General features: G+C 66.3%; 15 protein-coding genes. 5 read left to right on the forward strand and 10 right to left on the reverse strand.

Translation table 11 applies throughout. The features are described 5' to 3' along the window. Positions 1 to 60: 60 nt before the first annotated feature. From AB0L57_RS01435 to AB0L57_RS01445, 3 genes are all read right to left on the reverse strand, one after another. Positions 61 to 591, reverse strand: coding sequence for a gluconokinase (locus tag AB0L57_RS01435; RefSeq protein ID WP_364955270.1), 531 nt, complete (start codon positions 589 to 591; stop codon positions 61 to 63). Positions 592 to 597: 6 nt separating this feature from the next. Next, a complete protein-coding gene (locus AB0L57_RS01440; protein ID WP_364955273.1) occupies positions 598 to 1,971 on the reverse strand; it encodes a glucose-6-phosphate dehydrogenase in 1,374 nt (457 codons plus the stop codon). Positions 1,972 to 2,633: 662 nt separating this feature from the next. Next, entirely contained in the window at positions 2,634 to 3,080 is a 447-nt protein-coding gene (locus AB0L57_RS01445) for a GreA/GreB family elongation factor (protein WP_364955276.1), read from the reverse strand. A 193-nt stretch (positions 3,081 to 3,273) separates the two neighbouring features. On the opposite strand from AB0L57_RS01445, the gene AB0L57_RS01450 reads away from it, so the two are divergent. The 4 genes from AB0L57_RS01450 (at position 3,274) to AB0L57_RS01465 (ending at position 8,949) form a co-directional block, all read left to right on the forward strand. After that, positions 3,274 to 4,800, forward strand: a complete 1,527-nt coding sequence (locus AB0L57_RS01450; RefSeq protein WP_364955279.1) for a helix-turn-helix domain-containing protein — start codon at positions 3,274 to 3,276, stop codon at positions 4,798 to 4,800. 721 nt (positions 4,801 to 5,521) lie between these two features. Beyond that, positions 5,522 to 5,728 (forward strand): hypothetical protein, encoded by a 207-nt coding sequence (locus AB0L57_RS01455; protein WP_364955281.1) that lies wholly within the window; start codon positions 5,522 to 5,524, stop codon positions 5,726 to 5,728. A gap of 1,234 nt (positions 5,729 to 6,962) precedes the next feature. Next, positions 6,963 to 7,733, forward strand: a complete 771-nt coding sequence (locus tag AB0L57_RS01460) for a glycoside hydrolase family 19 protein (RefSeq protein WP_364955284.1) — start codon at positions 6,963 to 6,965, stop codon at positions 7,731 to 7,733. 316 nt (positions 7,734 to 8,049) lie between these two features. After that, positions 8,050 to 8,949, forward strand: coding sequence for a class I SAM-dependent methyltransferase (locus AB0L57_RS01465; protein WP_364955287.1), 900 nt, complete (start codon positions 8,050 to 8,052; stop codon positions 8,947 to 8,949). A 264-nt stretch (positions 8,950 to 9,213) separates the two neighbouring features. On the opposite strand, the gene AB0L57_RS01470 is transcribed toward AB0L57_RS01465, so the two are convergent. From AB0L57_RS01470 to AB0L57_RS01480, 3 genes are read right to left on the reverse strand one after another with little or no spacing between them, the layout of a single operon-like run. After that, positions 9,214 to 9,813, reverse strand: coding sequence for a DUF4232 domain-containing protein (locus AB0L57_RS01470; RefSeq protein WP_364955290.1), 600 nt, complete (start codon positions 9,811 to 9,813; stop codon positions 9,214 to 9,216). A 19-nt stretch (positions 9,814 to 9,832) separates the two neighbouring features. Further along, positions 9,833 to 10,426, reverse strand: coding sequence for a 1,4-alpha-glucan branching protein (locus AB0L57_RS01475; protein WP_364955292.1), 594 nt, complete (start codon positions 10,424 to 10,426; stop codon positions 9,833 to 9,835). A gap of 9 nt (positions 10,427 to 10,435) precedes the next feature. Next, positions 10,436 to 11,062: a DUF308 domain-containing protein gene (locus tag AB0L57_RS01480; RefSeq protein WP_364955295.1), complete on the reverse strand. Its 627-nt coding sequence runs from the start codon at positions 11,060 to 11,062 to the stop codon at positions 10,436 to 10,438. Positions 11,063 to 11,244: 182 nt separating this feature from the next. Between AB0L57_RS01480 and AB0L57_RS01485 the strand changes: the two genes are divergently transcribed. Beyond that, positions 11,245 to 12,567: a cytochrome P450 gene (locus AB0L57_RS01485; protein WP_364955298.1), complete on the forward strand. Its 1,323-nt coding sequence runs from the start codon at positions 11,245 to 11,247 to the stop codon at positions 12,565 to 12,567. Between the two features lie 4 nt (positions 12,568 to 12,571). On the opposite strand, the gene narI is transcribed toward AB0L57_RS01485, so the two are convergent. The 4 genes from narI to AB0L57_RS01505 are packed head-to-tail and all read right to left on the reverse strand — an operon-like array spanning position 12,572 to position 19,285. Further along, entirely contained in the window at positions 12,572 to 13,300 is a 729-nt protein-coding gene (gene narI / locus AB0L57_RS01490; RefSeq protein ID WP_364957223.1) for a respiratory nitrate reductase subunit gamma, read from the reverse strand. A 2-nt stretch (positions 13,301 to 13,302) separates the two neighbouring features. Then, positions 13,303 to 13,938, reverse strand: a complete 636-nt coding sequence (gene narJ, locus AB0L57_RS01495; RefSeq protein ID WP_364955300.1) for a nitrate reductase molybdenum cofactor assembly chaperone — start codon at positions 13,936 to 13,938, stop codon at positions 13,303 to 13,305. Further along, the gene (gene narH, locus AB0L57_RS01500; RefSeq protein WP_364955304.1) at positions 13,935 to 15,593 is read right to left on the reverse strand and encodes a nitrate reductase subunit beta; all 1,659 of its coding nucleotides are present in this window, start codon (positions 15,591 to 15,593) and stop codon (positions 13,935 to 13,937) included. Before narH ends, narJ begins: the two co-directional genes overlap by 4 nt. After that, positions 15,590 to 19,285 carry a nitrate reductase subunit alpha gene (locus tag AB0L57_RS01505; RefSeq protein ID WP_364955307.1) on the reverse strand — a complete coding sequence of 1,232 codons (3,696 nt, stop codon included), beginning with the start codon at positions 19,283 to 19,285 and terminating at the stop codon, positions 15,590 to 15,592. The genes narH and AB0L57_RS01505 overlap by 4 nt, the downstream gene beginning before the upstream one ends. Between the last annotated feature and the right edge of the window lie 33 nt (positions 19,286 to 19,318).

A 19,318-nucleotide genomic window follows, 5' to 3' on the forward strand; every position in this document is an offset into this window, starting at 1 on the left:
CCGCCGTGGCATCGGGACTGTTCCCGGGGTCATGGGTCGGATACCGGTGCCCGACAGCGATCATCGGGCCCCCAGGAAAGCGGCGGCCTGGTCGGTGAGGAGCTCGGGAGGCCGGTCCGCGCGCAAGGTGAGACCCCGTTCGGACTCATCGAGCGGCTCGAGCGCGGCGAGCTGCGACTCGATCAGCGATACCGGCATGTAGTGGCCGTGCCGATGCGACATTCGCCGGGTCAGGAGTTCACGTTCGGCAACCAGAAGCAGGAAGACCGTGTCCGGAGCGGCCGCTCGCAGCACGTCGCGGTAACGGCGTTTGAGCGCCGAGCAGGCGAGCACGCCGCCGCTTCCCCGACTCTCGCGGTCGTGCAGCCAGCGGCCGACCGAGGCCAGCCACGGTTCGCGATCGGCGTCGCTCAACGCGACGCCGGCGGTCATCTTCGCGATGTTCGCCGCCGAATGGAAATCATCCGCATCCGCGAACGGAAGACCGAGCCGCTCGGCCAGAAGCCGTGCCGTCGTGGTCTTTCCCGTTCCCGAAACTCCGATGACGACGACACACGGCTTCGCCGTCTCGCTGGACGTCGGCGCCGGCACGGACGCTCAACCCACGCGATCGGCACCGGCCGGTCCGTGTGATCCGGCCGGGTACTCCTCGAGCGGCACCACGTCGCGCGACCACGCCGACAGGATCGGCTCGACAACGCGCCAGGCCTGCTCGGCCTCGTCCGCGCGGATGGACAGCGACGGGTCACCGTTCAACACGTCGAGCAGGAGCCTGCCGTAGGCCGGGAGCTCCGGAGCGTGGATCTGTGCGGTCAGGGTGAGTGGTTCCAGAGTGTTGACGGTGGCCCCCACCGCGGTGAGTTCCAGCGACAGACTTTCGGGGTCCAGCCCGAATCGCAGCACATTGGGCGTCGCCGTGCCCAGATGCCCGAAAGGCATGTACGGCACCGGGCGGAAGTGGATGGCCACCTCGTTGCGGTCGGCCGCGAGGGCCTTGCCACTGCGCAGCACGAAGTTCGTACCCGACCAGCGCCAGCTGTCGATCGACAGCTCGACCTCGGCGAAGGTCTCGGTCCGGCGCCGCGGGTCGACCCCCCGTTCGGCCACATACGACGGGACATCGCGCTCGCCGATCGTGCCCGCCAGATAACGCCCGCGGCGGGTGCGCTCCCGGACGTCGTCGTCGGTCAGAGGCCGCACCGATCGCAGGACATCGACCTTCCGGTCGCGAAGATCGCGTTCGGACAGCGTGATCGGCGGTTCCATCGCGATCAGGCACAACAGCTGCAGAAGGTGGTTCTGCACCATGTCCTTGAGCGCGCCCACATGGTCGTAGTATCCGGCTCTGTCCTCGAGTGTGAGGGTCTCGTCCCAGGTGATCTCCACCGCGGCGATATGGGCGCTGTTCCACAACGATGCGAGCACACGGTTGGCCAGCCTGCTTCCGAGCAGATTCTGCACGGTCGTCATGGCGAGGAAATGATCCACCCGGAAGACGGCCTGCTCGGGCACGAGATCGGCCAACAGCCGGTTGAGATCCTCCGCGCCGGCGAGGTCTTCACCGAACGGTTTCTCGAGGACTATCCGACTGCCCGGTGACAGGCCGACCGCATGCAGCGACGACACCGCCGCGGGGAACACCGCCGGTGGAAGCGCGAGATAGACAGCGACCGGTCCCTCGCCGGCGATCGCCGCCGCGACCTGTTCGGGCCGCTGGATATCCGCCTGCCGATGGCTCGCGGCGGCGGCGACCGCTTTACGCGCCTCGATCGGCGCATCGGCGGCATGACGATCCAGAGCCCCCGCCACCCATGCGTCGAATTCCTCGCCGCTGCGGGCCTTCCGATCGGCGCACACCATCTGGAAGCGGCTGTCCAGGTATCCCGCCGCGAACAGCGCGGCGACGCCCGGCAACAGGTAACGTCCGGCGAGATCGCCGGTTCCACCGAAGACGACCAAACGCGTGATCATGCCGCACCTGCCTTCGCTCGCGCGAGATTCACACCGCCGGACACGACACCGAGACGACCGAGCAGCAGTCCGTCACCGGCATCCGAATCGATCCGCTGCTGCCACCGCCCTCATCCGCCGATGATCCCCGAACCTCCCCATCGCGTGGACATGAAATGCGCGGATGGCGACAACAAGAGTCAGGCTATCAGCGGGCATACGCATGGTAAATGCCTTGAACTGCTAAATCGTTCCATGTACCGAATTTGGCAAAGAGATAGCTATTAGCGTTCCAGGCTCGTCTCGAGCACTACGTCCCCACGGACCACACCCGACTCCGCCGCGTATCACCACCGGGCCGACTCGCTCGATGACAACGCCGCACCCGATCGTCGCTCACCACGAAAACCCGCGCACCGGCACCGCGCCGCACGCCGATCGACCCGGTCCGCACCGGGGAGCGCCAGCCCGGCATCCACCGAACTACGACACCGCCCCGATACCGGATCATGAACGATATTCGAATGCCCGCAGCGCGAACACAATTGGCGGCTCACCTTCCGCGGAACCACCACCAGCACGACAGCCGCGGTCGCGACCGTGACACCGGCAACCTCGAGTACATGCGGCCAATCCACGTCACACCCCCAAGTCTCGTCCGAGCGCGCCGTGGGTGCACACGGTCAACGCCGCCGCTGATGCATGCCGTAGGGGACTGCCTCGAGCAATGTCACGCTCACCGAGTCGCCGCTGGGGACCCGATACGAGCACACCTGCCCCGGACGCGCGCCCGACAGCGCACTGCCCAGCGGCGAATCCGGTGAATAGACTTCCAGCTCATCGGTATCGGCACCGTCGCGCCGACCCAGCAGGAACGTCTCGGTCTGCTCGTCGTCGAATCGGACCGTGAGCACCATTCCAGGTTCGGCGATACCGTCGTCGGCGGGGGCCTGCCCGACCACCGCGCGGTCCAGCAACTCCTCCAACTCGAGCCGCCGCAACCGCCGACCGGCCGCGAACTCACCGTCCTCGCCCGCGGGACCGCGCAGCGCCGCCCGCAACTCCACCAATTCCTGACGCAGTCGCTCATATGCGTCCTGTGTCAGCCAGACACCTTCGATTCCGGTCATCTCACTCTCCGCCTCGCCTGCCAGCACCCGAACCACAGGCGGCACCCGCCGCCACACCGTGGATTCACTTCCAGATTGACCCGCCCGACCAGCCGTCATGTTGTCACCAGACCACAATCTGATGGACCATCGTTGTATCCCTCGCACACCGCCGAGCCGACGTCGATACCGGAAGCACAGGTGAACAGCCCCGATGGTCAAACTGGACCGCCTGATCAACATTCTCAGCCGGTACGGCGCGCGACTACACAGCACCGCCGCACACCGCGACCTCGAACTACACAGCGTCGCCGTCCACGATCCGATCCGCCCGCACGCCGCCACCGGCGACGTATTCCTCGCCGTCGGCGCCACCGACCTCACCCATACCCTCACCCTCGCCACCGCGGCCCGCGCCACCGTCATCGTCAGCCGAACCACCGAACCGCCCGGCGAACAGGTCCGCCGAGCCCTCGAGGAATCCGGATCGGCACTGCTGACCGTCGACCCGAGCGTGTCCTGGAGCCAGATCGCCTCCGTCGTCTACGGACTCGTCCTCGAAGGCCGCGAAACCGAATCCGGCCGCGGCCCCAGCGATCTGTTCGCCCTCGCCGACACCATCTCCGCCTCGCTCGACGGGCCGGTCACCATCGAGGACCAACTCTCCCGCGTCATGGCCTACTCGACCGCACACCACGGCACCGACCCGGTGCGCTCCGACACCATCCTCGGCCGCCGCATCCCCGAGCACATGCGCCGATTCTTCGAAGGCCGGGGCGTTTTCGCCCACCTCGCCGCATCTGATGCACCTTTGCACATTCCGCCCTCACCCGAGCACGGACTGCATGGACGGACCGTGGCCGCGGTGCGGGCCGGACGCGAACTCCTGGGCTCGGTATGGGTGTCGGGCCCGGAGCCGCTGCCACCGGGCCGGGCGGCGATCCTGCAGGAAGGTGCACACACTGTCGCCCTGCACCTGCTGCGCTCGCGGGTGAGCGCCGATCTGGAACGTCAGGTCGAGTCCGAATTGGTCATCGAATTGATCGAAGGCAGCCCCGACGCCGAGGCCGCGATCGGCAAGCTCGGTATCGCGCCTCAGCACCTGCGCGTGATCGCCCTGCAGGCGCACGCCGAACAGGAACGCAACGCCGGAATCCTGCTCGCCTTCGAACGCGCCACCACCGGATTCGGCTGGTCCCGCCCCGGCCGCAGCACCCTGTTCGGCAACACCGTCTACACCTTGCTCCCGGCCGGCGACGATCCCGCACCGGCCTTCCGATGGATCGCCGACATCGCGACCGGTCTGCCCGCCCATATCGACGTGGTGGCCGGAATCGGTGGAGTGGCCGGCGTGCGGGAGCTGACCGCGAGCCGGCAGGAAGCCGACGAATGCATGGCCTTGTCCGCAACCACCCGGACACCCCATTGCTATGACACCGCATGGGACCGCGTACTGATCCAACGACTGAAATCGATGGCCGCCACCGGTCGACTGCCATCGCGGGATCCCATCGCCCAGCTCGCGGAGTCCGACACGATCAACAACACCCAGTACGTGCCGACATTGAAGGCGTGGCTCGAAGCTCACGGCGATCCGACCGCCACGGCTCGCACACTGGGTGTCCATCCCAATACGGTGCGACATCGCTTGCAGCGGATGCGCCGGTTCGACTTCCTCGATCTGGAGGATCCAGGCAAGCGCACAGCCATGCTGATCGCATTGTCGATCCACGCCGGATGACGCCGCACGTGGTGATCGGAGGTGGAACGATCGATTGAAACGTCACAGTGACGTTTCAAAGGGGAGGGCTTACCTGCCTCCGAAATCTCCAGGGGAGTGGCTCATTTCGAGAATGCGAGCGATGTGCGACACCGAGTGGTCGCGATCGTCGTCAACACCGCATGGCTACGAAGCGCCGTCGCGCCAACATTGTTCGCCCGCCGAATTTGGCGGCGCGGAACCCTGTCGGCGAGTCGATTCAGCCGAGCCCCGGATTGCTCAATCAATATGTCACAGTGACGGTTTGGCGTGGGGCAGAGTCGTAACCCGAAGCTGGGGGTAAATAGCGGCCGTCAGGCATCGGTGTAATTTTTCCGGCAGATCATCGGATTGCCAGAAAGATCAAGATCAGCATTCCGAGGCCTGACGACGCGGCAACCTCACGTCGAATCCGAATATCCGAGCCCACGCCAGGCAGCCGGTCGCGGCGGGCGGCATGGCGGGCAAGACCGAATACTGTTGCCGCACACCACGATCACCGCGCCCCAGCACCGACTCCAGTTCACCGATAATCTACATTATGTCAAGTAATGGGCGAACTGACGATGCCGACGAATTGCCTTCCCCTCTCCCGTCCGCTGCCTCGAGTCAAGCTGCGACGCACGGCCTTACCATCGAATCCTGCGGCGAGGCAATGACATTCAGGTGCGCGACAGGAGCATTCCGCGATAAAATCACCGCCATGATGAAGCTCTTGATCACTGGAACGATGATCGCGGCTTTCTCCTTGGGGGTGGCGGGTCTGGCGACGGCTGATACAACCGTTGGCTACTACCGCACACAGGGGGCTTGCGTGGCGAATGGGGTGGGCAAATTCGGTGCGGACGGGCTGGGTAAGACCTGGTTCTGCCGACCGTCCGGTGACCAGTTCGAGCTGTTCACCCGCTGACCCAGCCGAGACGACCGTCTCCCCCGTGCTGACGCGGCTCGGCCGCGATGCTCGACCGTCGCGGGAGTTTCTACAGAACCCACAGGCGCTGTCCGCGCACATACGAGGACGCGAAACGCCGCTAGGTGGTCCACCCAGCGGCGTTCTCACTGACTGAGTCGACGTCCAACATGCGCCTCTCGGCGTGTGGTCGCTCGAAGCGACAAATGGGGTGGGGCCCGGGGCTGTCCGGACGCCGACAGCGGGTACAACCGCCGATGGCGTGACGGCATTCCACCCGGCGGTGTGACGCGCCCTACTCCCCTTTGGCAGCCGGGTCCGGTGCGACCTGCCCTCTGGTTCCGGTCGTGGTCACGCGTACCGACACCCGCTCGCCGGCCCGCCTCCTCGTGCCGGGCCGCGCCCATTTCTCCGTGCCATCGCGATCAGCCCGATGCGTGCCGCCCGACATGACCGCCACTACCCGGTCGGCCCCACGGTCGGCTGAAGAAGCCAGTTGGGACCCGACTGGCCGCTACCCCTGCCGCGTTTGCGCTCCGCACCTCACGCACGGGTTTACCGCTTCGTCCAGTCCAGACATGCCAAGGGCTGCGGAATGGAACGTGAGCGGCCGCCGATGTGAGTTTCGCCGAGCGCCTGCTCGGCACCGGGAGGGCGGCCTGACCGGGAGGGTTGTTCCCATCTATTGTCGCAACACAAAGAAGGCCGCCAACAAGCCGCGGACTCGAACATGTAACAGTCGCCGTGATACATACGTGATCTGGAATACAGAATCACCAACTGTGACCAGGGCCATAGTTTGAAAAAGATTGCCCGGTCAGACGTGTGAAAAGCCGACACTAGCCCGCCGATGCCACACGCGCTTGACGCTTCATCGTTGCCGCCGTGATGTCGGAGCGTTATCGTATTGAAATATATTCGGCTTATCTGGTTCGAATATGTAATGCGAATTGAAATTCGTGTCTCCCAATTGAAACCGTCGCCATATTCGGCCGCGCCTTCGGGCGTGAGAACCCGGCCGGCGGACTGATAGCGGCAGGACGCACGCCCGACTTCGGTCGAGCCGCGGTACATCCCAGCGCCCCGCAGTATCGCAGCAGTTCGTCGTTCCGGGGCAGGTCATACCCCACCGCACACCGTGCAGAGGCGAGTTCTTTTCCGATCACGCCTGGCTGCGCGCTGCCTTTGCATGCCCGAACACGGCCCCAACAGTCGAGAACAGGAATCAGACCGCATGTCTTCAACACCCGCACGCCGCAAGTCCATGACGTCGGTCGTCCGCACTGCCGGCGCCGTGACCCTGGCCGCCGCCGCGGCCGCGACCATCATCACCACCGCCGGCGGTGGTGAGCCGGCCAATTCACAGGCGGTCGGGCTGGAAGCGCTGTCGACGCCCCAAACGCTGCCGGCTCCTGCCGCAGCGACGAGCGCGCCCGCAGCAGTTCAGGCGTCCGCCCCTGCTCCCCAGGCCATTGCGGCACCACCGACCCTACCCGGCGCCGATCAGGCGAATGTCACCACATGGCTGCCGCAGATCAACAGCGCGATGGCGTCGGCCGGTATCGACACACCGCAGCGTGCTGCCGCTTTCCTCGCTCAGGTCGGGCAGGAGACAGCCGGCTTCGCCACCTTGACCGAGTACGCCGACGGCAGTGACTACAACGGCCGGGCAGATCTCGGTAACACACAACCCGGTGATGGGCAGAAGTACAAGGGCCGAGGTGGCCTCCAGCTGACCGGTCGCAACAACTACGAACGTGCGAGCCAGGCGCTGGGTGTCGACTTCGTCAACCATCCGGAGCTGGTGGCGGATCCGCAGTACGCGTTCGCCACGGCCGCGTGGTACTGGGCCACCCACAACCTCAATGCCGCCGCCGACAACGCCCACCCGCAGGATCCCGCGAGCATCGACCCCGTCTCGCAGATCATCAACGGCGGATCCAACGGAAGAGATGTCCGGCGCGACCACTTCATCCAGGTGTGCCAGGTGCTGAAGTGCCCGTAAGTCGACGTATTCGCCGCGAATATGTTGTCCCCCAGTTGAGTTCGGACAATTCCGCGCACTGCTGAGCCGGTAGCCGGCGGGCACTCCACCTCGCCGGACCGCCGATTACTCGAGCTTGCTCGACCGTGCCGTCCGAATACGGTGGGAACTGCCGGACGAGGACATCGGCTTCCGGGGGGGTGCGTGAGCGTTTCTGGTCTCGCCTGGGGTTGCCGATACGTTGCGTGGAAGAGCAAGATCTATTGGGCGGATACGTGCGCCTGGTTCCGCTCCGGATTGCTCTGATGATCGCTGACAACACCATGGGGTGAGGTTTATGCGAACGGATGGAGACAGTTGGGACATCGTGACGAGCGTGGGTCTGACCGCCCTGGGTGTCGCGGCGTTCCGCGCACTCGAGTCGATCGATCCCGAGCCGATGATCCACGACGAGTACGCGGCCTGGTTCGTCGAAGCGGCGGGTGAGCCGCGCTTCGTGGACATGCTCGAGGACCCGGCATCGGTGCCGGTGGGTCCGTTCGGGCGGTTCATGGGCGTGCGGACGAGGTTCTTCGACGAGTTCTTCGCCGCGGCGTGGCAGCGGGGTGTGCGACAAGCGGTGATCCTGGCATCGGGCCTGGACGCGCGGGCATACCGGCTGGACTGGCCCGCCGGCATGGTGGTCTTCGAGATCGATCAACCCCGGGTCCTGGAGTTCAAGGATCGGGTTCTCGCGCAGCATGGGGCGGTGTTCAAGGCAGACCGGCGGGTGCTGGCGGTCGATCTGCGCGACGATTGGCCTGCCGCGCTGACTGCCGCGGGTTTCGATCCTGAGCGGCCGGCCGCATGGTCGGCCGAGGGGTTGTTGCCATTTCTTCCGGGCTCGGCACACGACGCGTTGTTCGAACGCATCGACGCCCTGTCCGCACCTGGCAGCAGCGTTGCCACCGACGATTTCGGCCGGGGGCTGGATTCGCACGACTTCGACACAGAGGAAAAGTTCTTCGGCGGCAACCCCTTCGGCAATCTGAACGTGGGTGACCTGTGGTATGACGACACCCGCGCCGAGCCCGAGGACTGGCTGTCTCGGCACGGCTGGTCGGTCCACCACGCCTCCCCTTTCGATCTGGCCGCCGACTACGGACGCCCGATCACCGATCTGCCCGCCGACCTGCCGGAGGCTTTGCTGGACCGGATGCGGCAACCACGCTATGTGTCGGCTGAGAAGCGTTCGTGATTCTCGCCGGACGAGGGCTCCGCGAGCCGTGCACGGCAGGTGACTGATCGCCAGGCGTGCCTCGTCCGGTGCCACGCGAGTGGCGGATGAATCTCGCCCCGCACCAGGTGTAGAAGAAGCTCGGCCATTCCCATGCCGTACACCGCGGCGAAGTCGCGATGGTCGGCTGGCAGTTCCCATCCGGTATCGACGCGCAGTGCGTCCCAGTCGACCGGGTCGTGTCACGGTTCCGCGCGTATCGGGACATCGTTTCCCGTACCAGGTTCAGCCGGTCACGGGATGTACCTGCAACGCACAGGTGTCGATCGTGGTGTGCACGGTGCGGGACTCGGTCGAATTGGGGACTGTGACAACCAGACTCGTATACAGGGGGCAGTCTTTTCCGTCGGGGCCCATGGCCGAGCCTTCGACGACGGCTCGAGCGGGACGTCCGGGCAACACCGTCACCACCGGTGGGGTGTCGTCGTCGGCGGGCAGGCCGCCCAGGTATCCGCGTGGGGTGCGTTCGGCGTGCAGAACCGGTCCGCCCTCGCCGGTGTCGACACCGGGGTATCCGCTGATCGTGCAGGGCGGTGTGTCGGCGGCGAGGGTGAAGGTCAGTTCCACGCCGCGGTGCATCATTCCGGGCGACATGGTCTGGGCGCCGATATCGAGGTGCCTGGGCCCGCATGCGCTGATCGTGGTCGTGGTGGATGTGGCGGGCGAGGTCACCGCGGTCGCGGCGGTGTGCGGGGGTGTGGTCGACGGCGGCGCCGGGGGTTGCGAGGGTGCGGTGGTGGTTCCGCTGCCGGATTCCGAACATCCGGTCAGGGCCGTTGTCCCGGCCGCCGCGAGCAGTGCCGCTGCGGCGGCATGTCGTCTCATCGCGCCGATCCTCATTGCGTCACCTCCTGGATGAGTCCACGGTTTGCCCGTGATCGGAGTCGGTCGTCGTTTCGAGCACCACTCCCTGTGCGGTGTCACCGGCCGGATCGGTCCAGCTGGAAAGTATCCAGCCGCGAGGGAATTCGGCCGCGGGGGCGGGTGTCCGGTTGATCCGCACCGACAGCGACGGGTCCGGTTGTGTGGTGACGCATTCGACGGTGTCGGCTCGGGTATCGCTGCGGTCCTGGTGTTGTGGCTCGGCCTGCCCGGTCAGCAGCGCTGTCAGTTGTGCGATCGCGACGGGATCGGAGGCGCCGTCGTAGACCCACCGCTGTCCCAGTACGCCGTGCTCGGTGGTGCCGATGAGGTCTCCGCCGGGCAGCGAAGCGCCGCGGTAGGTCAGCGGAATGTGGTACACCGGCAGGCGCGCATCGGCGGTATCGATCACGATCATGCATTCGATTCCGACTTCGCCCGCGGGATCGTCGAGCCGGAATCCGCCGGCTCGACGCAATTGTGGTGTGGTGCCGGTGAACCAGGTGCGGGTCGGGAGCCACGCGGTGAGCAGGTCGAGTTTGCCGGGTTCGAGGGTGGTGTGGTGGACGACGGCCATGGCGCGACCCTAATCGGTGACCCGGGCGGGGCGCTCGGCGCGCGGACCGAGCAGGCCGTGCACCCCTACCTGATCTCCGTCGCCGGCGTGCCGGCGTATGCGGGTCGCGAGCCGGATTTCCATGGCTCCCAGCAGCATCAGGCCGACTCCGACCAGTACCGACAGCGCGGCGATGGTGTCGATCGGCCACACCAGCACGACCGCTCCCGCCAACAGGGTGATCAGCCCGTAGCCCTCGCGGCGCCCGGCCTTGGGCAGATTCTGCGACCAGGCGGCGACGATGGCCTGCACGATGCCGCGGATCATCCAGCCCATCCCGATCCACATGGCCAGCAGCGCCACCGAATCACCACTGTGTAAACACGACACCCCCAGTACGACCGACAGCACCGCGCTGAGGAATTCGAGTGCCTTGAGCAGGCCGTTGATTCGGGCACGGAAGGACACGGTGAGTTGCCAGGCCGCTGTCAAGAACAGCGTGACCCCGAGCAACAGCTCCGTTATCTGAACGGACTTATCGGGCCAAACGAGCAGAACGACACCCACGCTGATCGAGGAACACCCGATCACACAGGCCATCTGCCACGCATCACCAGCGAAGACGTCAGTACGTCCGGCCACTCGGAAGGTGGGCATAGCCCGATGATATGGGCCCCGACGCTGCGGATCTGGTAATTCGGCAACCTCGGCCGGGCCGAGTTGGCAACCGGACAGCCTCCCTCGGTGTCCGGATGGCCGTGGTCGGTGGTCAAGGCCCCGGCTACGGTAGGGAGATACCGGAATTCGCGGTGCCGGGAACCGTCGGAAGGTGTTGTGCCATGACTGCCGTGTATCCGCCGGGGCCCCGGCTGCCGAGGGTCGTGCAGACGCTGGTGCACGCCAAATGGCGCGGCTGGTTCGCCGCGGCGCTGTCTCGCCGCTACGGCGATGTCTACACGATGCGCATGATTGCACCGTATGCAGAACATCTGGTGGTGTTCTCCCGCCCCGAGCACATTCGCGAGATCTTCGCCGGGGACCCGGCGGATCTGCATGCCGGTGAGGGCAACCGGGTGCTGGGCCCGGTCATGGGGCAGCATTCGGTGTTGCTCACCGACGAGGGCGAGCATGCCCGCGCTCGGCGGCTGCTGATGCCCGCTTTCACCGGATCGGCACTGCGCGGATACCGGGGCATGGTGGCGGCGATCGCCAAGGACCACGTCGATCGGTGGCGGCCGGGCACCACACTGGCCACCCTCGACCGGATGAACGACCTGACCCTCGATGTGATCACGCAGGTGGTGTTCGGAGTCGGTGAACGACGCGGCCGTGACGAACTCGCGCCGCGACTGCGGTACCTGGTCGACGTCGGCCCGCTGATGTTCATGGGCTGGAAATGGCAGCGGTTGCAGCGTTTCGGTCCGTGGAAGCGCTTCGCCGACAACAAGAACGCCATCGACGACCTCCTCTATGCCGAGATCACGCAGCGGCGCACCGATGCCGACCCGGATGCTCGCGCCGATGTGCTGTCGCGGTTGCTGGCGGTGGGATCGCCGAGCGAGACCACCGTTGACGCTCCCCTGTCCGATGCCGAATTACGCGATCAGCTGGTGACTCTGCTGCTGGCCGGGCACGAGACGACCGCCTCGGCATTGTCGTGGGCGATGTTCGAACTGGCCGCTCATCCCGAGGTGCAGGAGCGGGCCCGGCGCGCGGCCGCGGAGGATGACGAGAAATATCTCGAGGCGGTACTGAAGGAGGCGATGCGGCGGCGCACCGTCATCGGCGGTGCCGTGCGCCGGCTGACGCGCGATATGACCATCGCCGGCCATCGGCTGCCCCGGGGAACCGTGGTGCAGACCTCGATCGTGCTCGCGCACGCCGACCCCGGCCACCATCCCGACCCCGAAACCTTCCGGCCCGAGCGCTTTCTCGACGGTGATGTGGCGGCAGGCACCTGGTTGCCGTTCGGTGGTGGTGTGCGGCGCTGTATCGGTGCGGGTTTCTCGTTGATGGAAGGCACGGCGGTGCTCTCGGAGGTGCTGACGCGTTTCGCGTTGGTACCGACGCGCGGTCACGAACGGGGCCGGATTCGCAATATCACCCAGGTGCCCGCGCACGGCGGGCCGGTGGTGCTGCGCTCGCTTGCGGCAGCACCCTGATCGATCACTGCACGCGTTCCCAGCCACGTGGCGGCCGGTGCGCGCCGAGGTTCACGTCGCGGCTGCGATAGACGAGATAGGGCCGGGTGAGATAGCCGATGGGCGCGGAGAACACGTGCACGAGCCTGCTGAACGGCCAGAAGGCGAACAGTGCGCACGCCGAGAGCGCGTGCAGCTGGAAGCCCAGCGGCGCCTCGGCCATCAGTTGTGGATGCGGGTCGAGGTAGAACAGCGACCGGAACCACGGCGAGATGTCGTCGCGATAGTTGTGCGGATGGCCGGTGAGGTTGCCGTAGAGGGTGGCCGCGAGCCCGAGCAGCAGGGTCAGGCCCAGCAGCACATACATGATCTTGTCGTTGCGGGTCGTGGCCGAGAACACCGATCCGACGGTGCGGCGCCGATAGATCAGGATGATCAGCCCGGCCACGGTCGCGACGCCGGCCACGACGCCGAGGCTGAACGACACCGCGTGATAGGCACTTTCGCCGATACCGACGGCTTCGGTCCACGACTGCGGGATGACCAGGCCGAGTACGTGGCCGAGGAATACGAACACGATGCCGTAGTGGAACAGCGGACTGCCCAGTCGCAGCAGCCGGTTCTCGTAGAGCTGCGAGGAGCGGGTGGTCCAGCCGAATTTGTCGTAGCGGTAGCGCCAGATCAGGCCCACCACGCAGACGGCGAGCGCCGCGTAGGGCACCGCGACCCACAGCAGCACATCGGATGCGCTCACGGTCATCGACGGCCTCCGATCGGTGTCGGCATGTAGGTGGGCGGCGCGAACGGTTCGGTGCCGACCTCCTCCCCCGGTGGGCCGGCCGCGATGAGGCGGGCCACGGCGTCGCTGTCGGAACCGCGCAGCGATGGCAACGTCTGCGAGACCGAATCGAGCACTCCCGCCCACGGCGACCGTGATTCGTGCAGCGCCGCGCGCATCACCTCGACACCGGCCCGGTAGTCGGTGAGCACTCGCAGCCCGGGTTTCGGTTCGGTGGCCGCGAATTCCAGCACCACGGCCAGATGGTCGGGCAGTTCGCCGTCGTCGAGTTGCCAGCCCGCACGGCGGTAGAGCTGTTTGAGACGCAGCAGTGCCATCCCCCGCTTGCGGGTGTCGCCGTCGGTGAAATAGGTCAGGTAGGGGCTGAATCGTTTGCGGTGGTCGAAGGTGTCGACATACTCGGTGGCCAGCTGGACCGGCGGGGTACCGGCCAGATGTGAGAGCAGCGGACGCACCGGCGCACCGAGTGCGAGCGGCAGTGCGTGGGCGACGCGGGTCAGCATCGGCAGTGAGTTCTGCAGTGCCGTATCGGGATAGTTCAGCAGCAGCGACTGCATCTGCCAGGCCGCGCAGCGGACCTCGGTGCGGATCATTTCCGATGCCTTCCTGGAATACGCTTGGGCAGCAAGCCTTCCGGACGCCCGCGGCCGTCCCAGTTCAGCAGGTTCACCCGCGCCGGTCCGGTGGCGGGGGTGTCGGCGGTCTGGCGGTCCTGCAGCATGCGGAAGTTCTCCACCGCCACCGGTGTGGGCCCGCCCGAGGTTTCGCCGAAAGGCCCCCAGCCGCCCATGCCGGGGCCGCCGTCGCGATCGAGATCGCATTCGGTGGCCAATTCTTCGAGTCCGTGCGCTTGTTCGGCGTGTGCGGCCGGCACGACGTAGCGGTCGTCGTATTTCGCCAGTGCCAGCAAGCGGTACATGTCGTAGAGCTGTTCCTCCGACATACCCACCGCGCCGGGGATTTCGGGACGTGGCGGGCGGCCGAGGTTGATGTCGCGCATGTAGCTGCGCATCGCCGCCATGCGCCGCAGCACCGCCTCGACCGGTGCGGTGTCGCCGGCGGTGAACAGCTGGGCCAGATACTCCACCGGAATGCGCAACGACTCGATCGCCGCGAACAGGTTGCCGTGGTCCTCGGCGTCGTGGCCGGTGTCGCGCAGCGCGTCCACCACCGGCGACAGTGGCGGGATGTACCAGACCATCGGCACCGTGCGGTATTCCGGATGCAGCGGCAACGCCACCCCGTAGGTGCGGATCAGGGCGTATACCGGTGAGCGCTGGGCGGCTTGAATCCAGTCGCGCGGTATTCCGGCTTGTTCGCACGCCGAGACGACCTGTGGATCGAACGGGTCGAGGAAGGCGTCGCGCTGGGCGGCGTAGAGATCGTGTTCATCGGGAGTGGAGGCGATGTCGCCGACGGTGTCGGCGTCGTAGAGCATCACCCCGATGTAGCGCAGTCGCCCCACACAGGTCTCCGCGCACACGGTCGGCAGACCGACCTCGAGCCGCGGGAAGCAGAAGGTGCATTTCTCGGCTTTGCCGGTGCGATGGTTGAAGTACACCTTCTTGTACGGACATCCCGACACACACATCCGCCAGCCTCGGCAGCGGTCCTGGTCGACCAGTACGATGCCGTCTTCGGCGCGCTTGTAGATCGCGCCCGAGGGGCAGGCGGCCATACAGGCCGGGTTGAGGCAGTGTTCACAGATGCGTGGCAGATAGAACATGAAGGTCTGTTCGAACTCGAATTTGACCTTGTCGCCCACCTTTTCCAGCAGGGGGTCCGCGGACGCCAGTTCTGGTGCGCCACCGAGATTGTCGTCCCAGTTGGCAGACCAGGTGATCTTGGTGTCGCGGCCGGTGATGAGTGAGCGCGGCCGCGCGACCGGTGGGTGTTGTTGCAGCGGCGCGGTGGTGAGTGTGTCGTAGTCGTAGGTCCACGGTTCGTAGTAGTCCGACAGTTCGGGCAGGGTGGGGTTGTCGAAGATGGTGAACAGTGTCTGCATGCGGCCACCGCGTCGCAGCCGCAGCCGGCCCTTGCGGTCGAGGACCCAGCCGCCCTTCCATCGGTTCTGGTTCTCGTAGGTACGCGGATAGCCCTGTCCGGGGCGGGTCTCCACATTGTTGAACCAGACGTATTCGACACCGGCCCGGTTGGTCCAGGTCTGTTTGCAGGTCACCGAACAGGTGTGGCAGCCGATGCATTTGTCGAGGTTCATCACCATCGCCAGCTGCGCCATCGGTCTCATCGGTAGCTCACCTCCTGGCTGCGGCGGCGGATGACGGTCACTTCGTCGCGTTGGTTGCCGGTGGGACCGAGGTAGTTGAACGCGAACGACAGTTGGGCGTAGCCGCCGATCAGATGGGTGGGCTTGATCAGCAGCCTGGTCAGGGAATTGTGGATGCCGCCACGTTTACCGGAGGTTTCGGCGAGGGGGACGTCGATGAGCCGGTCCTGGGCGTGATTCATGTAGACGGTGCCCTCCGGCATCCGGTGGGTGACAACCGCACGCGCCACCACCACACCGTTGCGGTTGACGGCCTCGATCCATTCGTTGTCGCGCACACCGAGTTTCGCGGCGTCGCGATCCGACATCCACAGTGTCGGCCCGCCGCGCGACAAGCTCAGCATCAGCAGGTTGTCCTGATATTCGGAGTGGATGGACCATTTCGAATGCGGGGTCAGATACCGCAGTGCCAAACCGTCGCCGCTGTGCTGGCCGGGCCGGGGTTCGGCGAACAACGCCGACATGTCCAGTGGTGGCCGGAAGACCGGAAGTTGTTCGCCGACTTCGGCCATCCAGTCGTGGTCGAGGTAGAAATGCTGTCTCCCGGTGAGGGTGTGCCAGGGTTTGGCGCGTTCGACGTTCACGGTGAACGGTGAATAGCGCCGACCGCCGCTTTCGGATCCGGACCATTCCGGTGAGGTGATGACCGGGACCGGTGCGACCTGGGTGTCGGCGAAGGTGATTCGCTTGCCTTCGTGTTCGGCCGCGAGATCGGCGAGCGGGGTGCCGGTGCGTTGTTCCAGCGTCCGGAAGCCCTGTACGGCGAGGCGGCCGTTGGTGGTGCCCGACAGTGCGAGGATCGCCTCGCAGGCATCGACATCGCGTTCCAGGCTGGGCCGTCCGGCCGCGGGGCCGCCGTGCACGACGCCGTTGCGTGCGGCCAGATCCGCGACCTCGGCGGTCACGTCGAAGGTGACGCCCTTGGTCGCCGCGCCGAGCCGGTCCACGACCGGTCCCAGTGCGCCCATCTTGGCGCGCACGGCGCCGTAGTCGCGTTCCACGGCGGTGAGCCGTGGCATGGTCACACCCGGAATCGGTTCGCATTCACCGGTTTTCCAGTCCTTGACCACACCGTGCGGATTGGCGAGTTCGTCGGGGGTGTCGTGCAGCAGTGCGCTGGCCACGATGTCGGTGCGGACTCCGAGGTGGCGGCGGGCGAGGCGGCTGAATTCGGCGGCGATACCGAGGAACGCGTCCCAGTCGGTGCGGGTCTGCCAGGGTGGGGCGATGGCCGGGCTGAACGAGTGGACGAACGGATGCATGTCGGTGGAGGACAGATCGTATTTCTCGTACCAGGTCGCGGCCGGCAGCACCACATCGGAGTACATCGTGGTACTGGTCATCCGGAAGTCCAGGGTCAGCAGCAGATCCAGTTTGCCGGTGGGTGCCTGCTCGCGCCAGACCACTTCGCGCGGGCGTGACTGCGGCGGTGCCTCTTCGGCGCGCAGCGACGAGTCGGCGCCCAGCAGGTGACGCAGGAAGTACTCGTTGCCCTTGGCCGAGGAGCCCAGTAGATTCGACCGCCAGATCGACAGCACCCGCGGGTAGTTCGCGGGATCGTCGGGGTCTTCGCAGGCGAAGCGCAGTTCGCCGGATTTCAGTTGCGCCACAACATGTTCGGCCGGTGTGCGCCCTGCCTGTTCGGCTTCGTCGGCCAGGTCGAGCGGATTGCGATCGAAGGTCGGGTAGGACGGGGTCCAGCCCATCCGGGCGGTCTGGGCGATCAGATCGGCGGTGCTGCGTCCCGACAGCGCGCCGGCACCGGTGGTGGTGGTGAGATCGGCGGCGGTGAAGGGGTCGTAGCGGAACTGGTCGGTGTGCAGGTACCAGTAGACGGTCTGGTTCATGTGCCGCGGCGGGCGAGTCCAGTCCAGGGCGTTGGCCACCGTGGCCCATCCGGTGACCGGGCGGCACTTCTCCTGGCCGACGTAATGTGCCCAGCCACCGCCGTTGCGGCCCTGACAGCCGGTGAGGGTCGTGAGTGCCAGGAACGTGCGGTACATGGTGTCGGAGTGGAACCAATGGTTGGTGCCGGCGCCGAGGATGATCATCGAACGGCCCTGTGTCTCTTCGGCGTTCGCGGCGAACTCGCGCCCGATCCGGGCCGCGATCGCGGCCGGGACACCGGTGATGGTTTCCTGCCACGCCGGTGTCCCGGGCCGGGTGGCGTCGTCGTACCCGGTCGGCCAATCGCCTGGCATACCGTCGCGGCGGACGCCGTAGCGGGCCAGCATCAGATCGAAGACCGTGGTGACCCGGTGTCCGCCGATCGTGCGCACCGGCACCCCGCGGCGCAGCATCCTCGCCGCGCCGTCGGCGGTGTCGAAACGCGGCAGCTCGACCAGGACCGTGGCGTCGCCACCCACCGACAGGGCCGGTTGCACTCCGTCCAGTTCCAGATTCCAGCGGCCGGCGCCGGTGTCCCCGTAGCGGAATCCCAGCGACCCGTTGGGCAGCACCGGTTCGCCGTTCTCGTCCAGCAGTACCGTTTTGAACTCGGCGTGTTCGGTGTCGGCGAACTGTTCGAGGTCGGCCGCGGTCAGGAATTTGCCCGGCCGGCACACTCCGTCGGTGTCGTCGAGCCGGACCAGGAACGGCAGATCGGTGAAGCGGCGTACGTAGTCCTGGAAGTACGGCACCTGCCGGTCGACGAAGAATTCACGCAGGATCACATGGCCCATCGCCATCCCGAGGGCGGCGTCGGTACCGGGACGCGGGGCCAGCCATTCATCGGCAAACTTCACATTGTCGGCATAATCGGGCGCTACCGCGATGACCTTCTGCCCGCGGTAGCGGGCCTCGGTCATCCAGTGCGCGTCCGGTGTCCGGGTCACCGGAACATTCGATCCCCACATGATCAGGTATCCGGCGTCCCACCAGTCCCCGGATTCGGGCACATCGGTCTGATCACCGAAGACCTGCGGGGAGGCGACCGGCAGATCGGCGTAGAAGTCGTAGAACGACAGCATCGAACCACCGATCAGCGAGATGAATCGCGATCCGGCGGCGAACGACACCATCGACATGGCGGGGATCGGTGAGAATCCCGCGACCCGGTCCGGCCCATAGGTCTTGATGGTGTGCACATGGGCGGCGGCCACGAGTTCGACGGCCTCCTCCCAGCCCGCACGGACCAGACCACCGCGGCCGCGCGCGCTCTTGTAGCGCCGCGCTGCCTCGGGATCGGAGACGATCGATTCCCACGCCGTCACCGGATCACCGGTGCGCGCCTTGGCTTCTCGATACATTTCCAGCAGAACACCGCGAATGTAGGGGTACCGGATGCGCGTCGGACTGTAGGTGTACCAGGAGAACGCCGCCCCGCGCGGACACCCCCGGGGCTCGTATTCCGGCCGGTCGGGCCCGACCGACGGATAGTCGGTGGCCTGGGTTTCCCAGGTGATGATGCCGTCTTTGACATACACCTTCCACGAGCACGATCCGGTGCAGTTGACGCCGTGGGTGGAGCGCACCACCTTGTCGTGTGCCCAGCGGTCGCGATAGAACTCGTCGGCCTGGCGGCCGCCGCGCACGTACTCGGTGCGCAGATCCGAGGAAACGGTTGCGCGGGTGAAGAATCGGCGCGTTCGGATCAATGCCGCCGTCAGTTCGGAATCCAGGGACCCGCCGTCCCCGCGCGCGGTACGTGCCATCTTCCCGCCTCTCGGTGCGGATCGCGCGCGTGC

This window comes from Nocardia sp. NPDC052254, assembly GCF_040679495.1.
Classification (GTDB): Bacteria; Actinomycetota; Actinomycetes; order Mycobacteriales; family Mycobacteriaceae; genus Nocardia.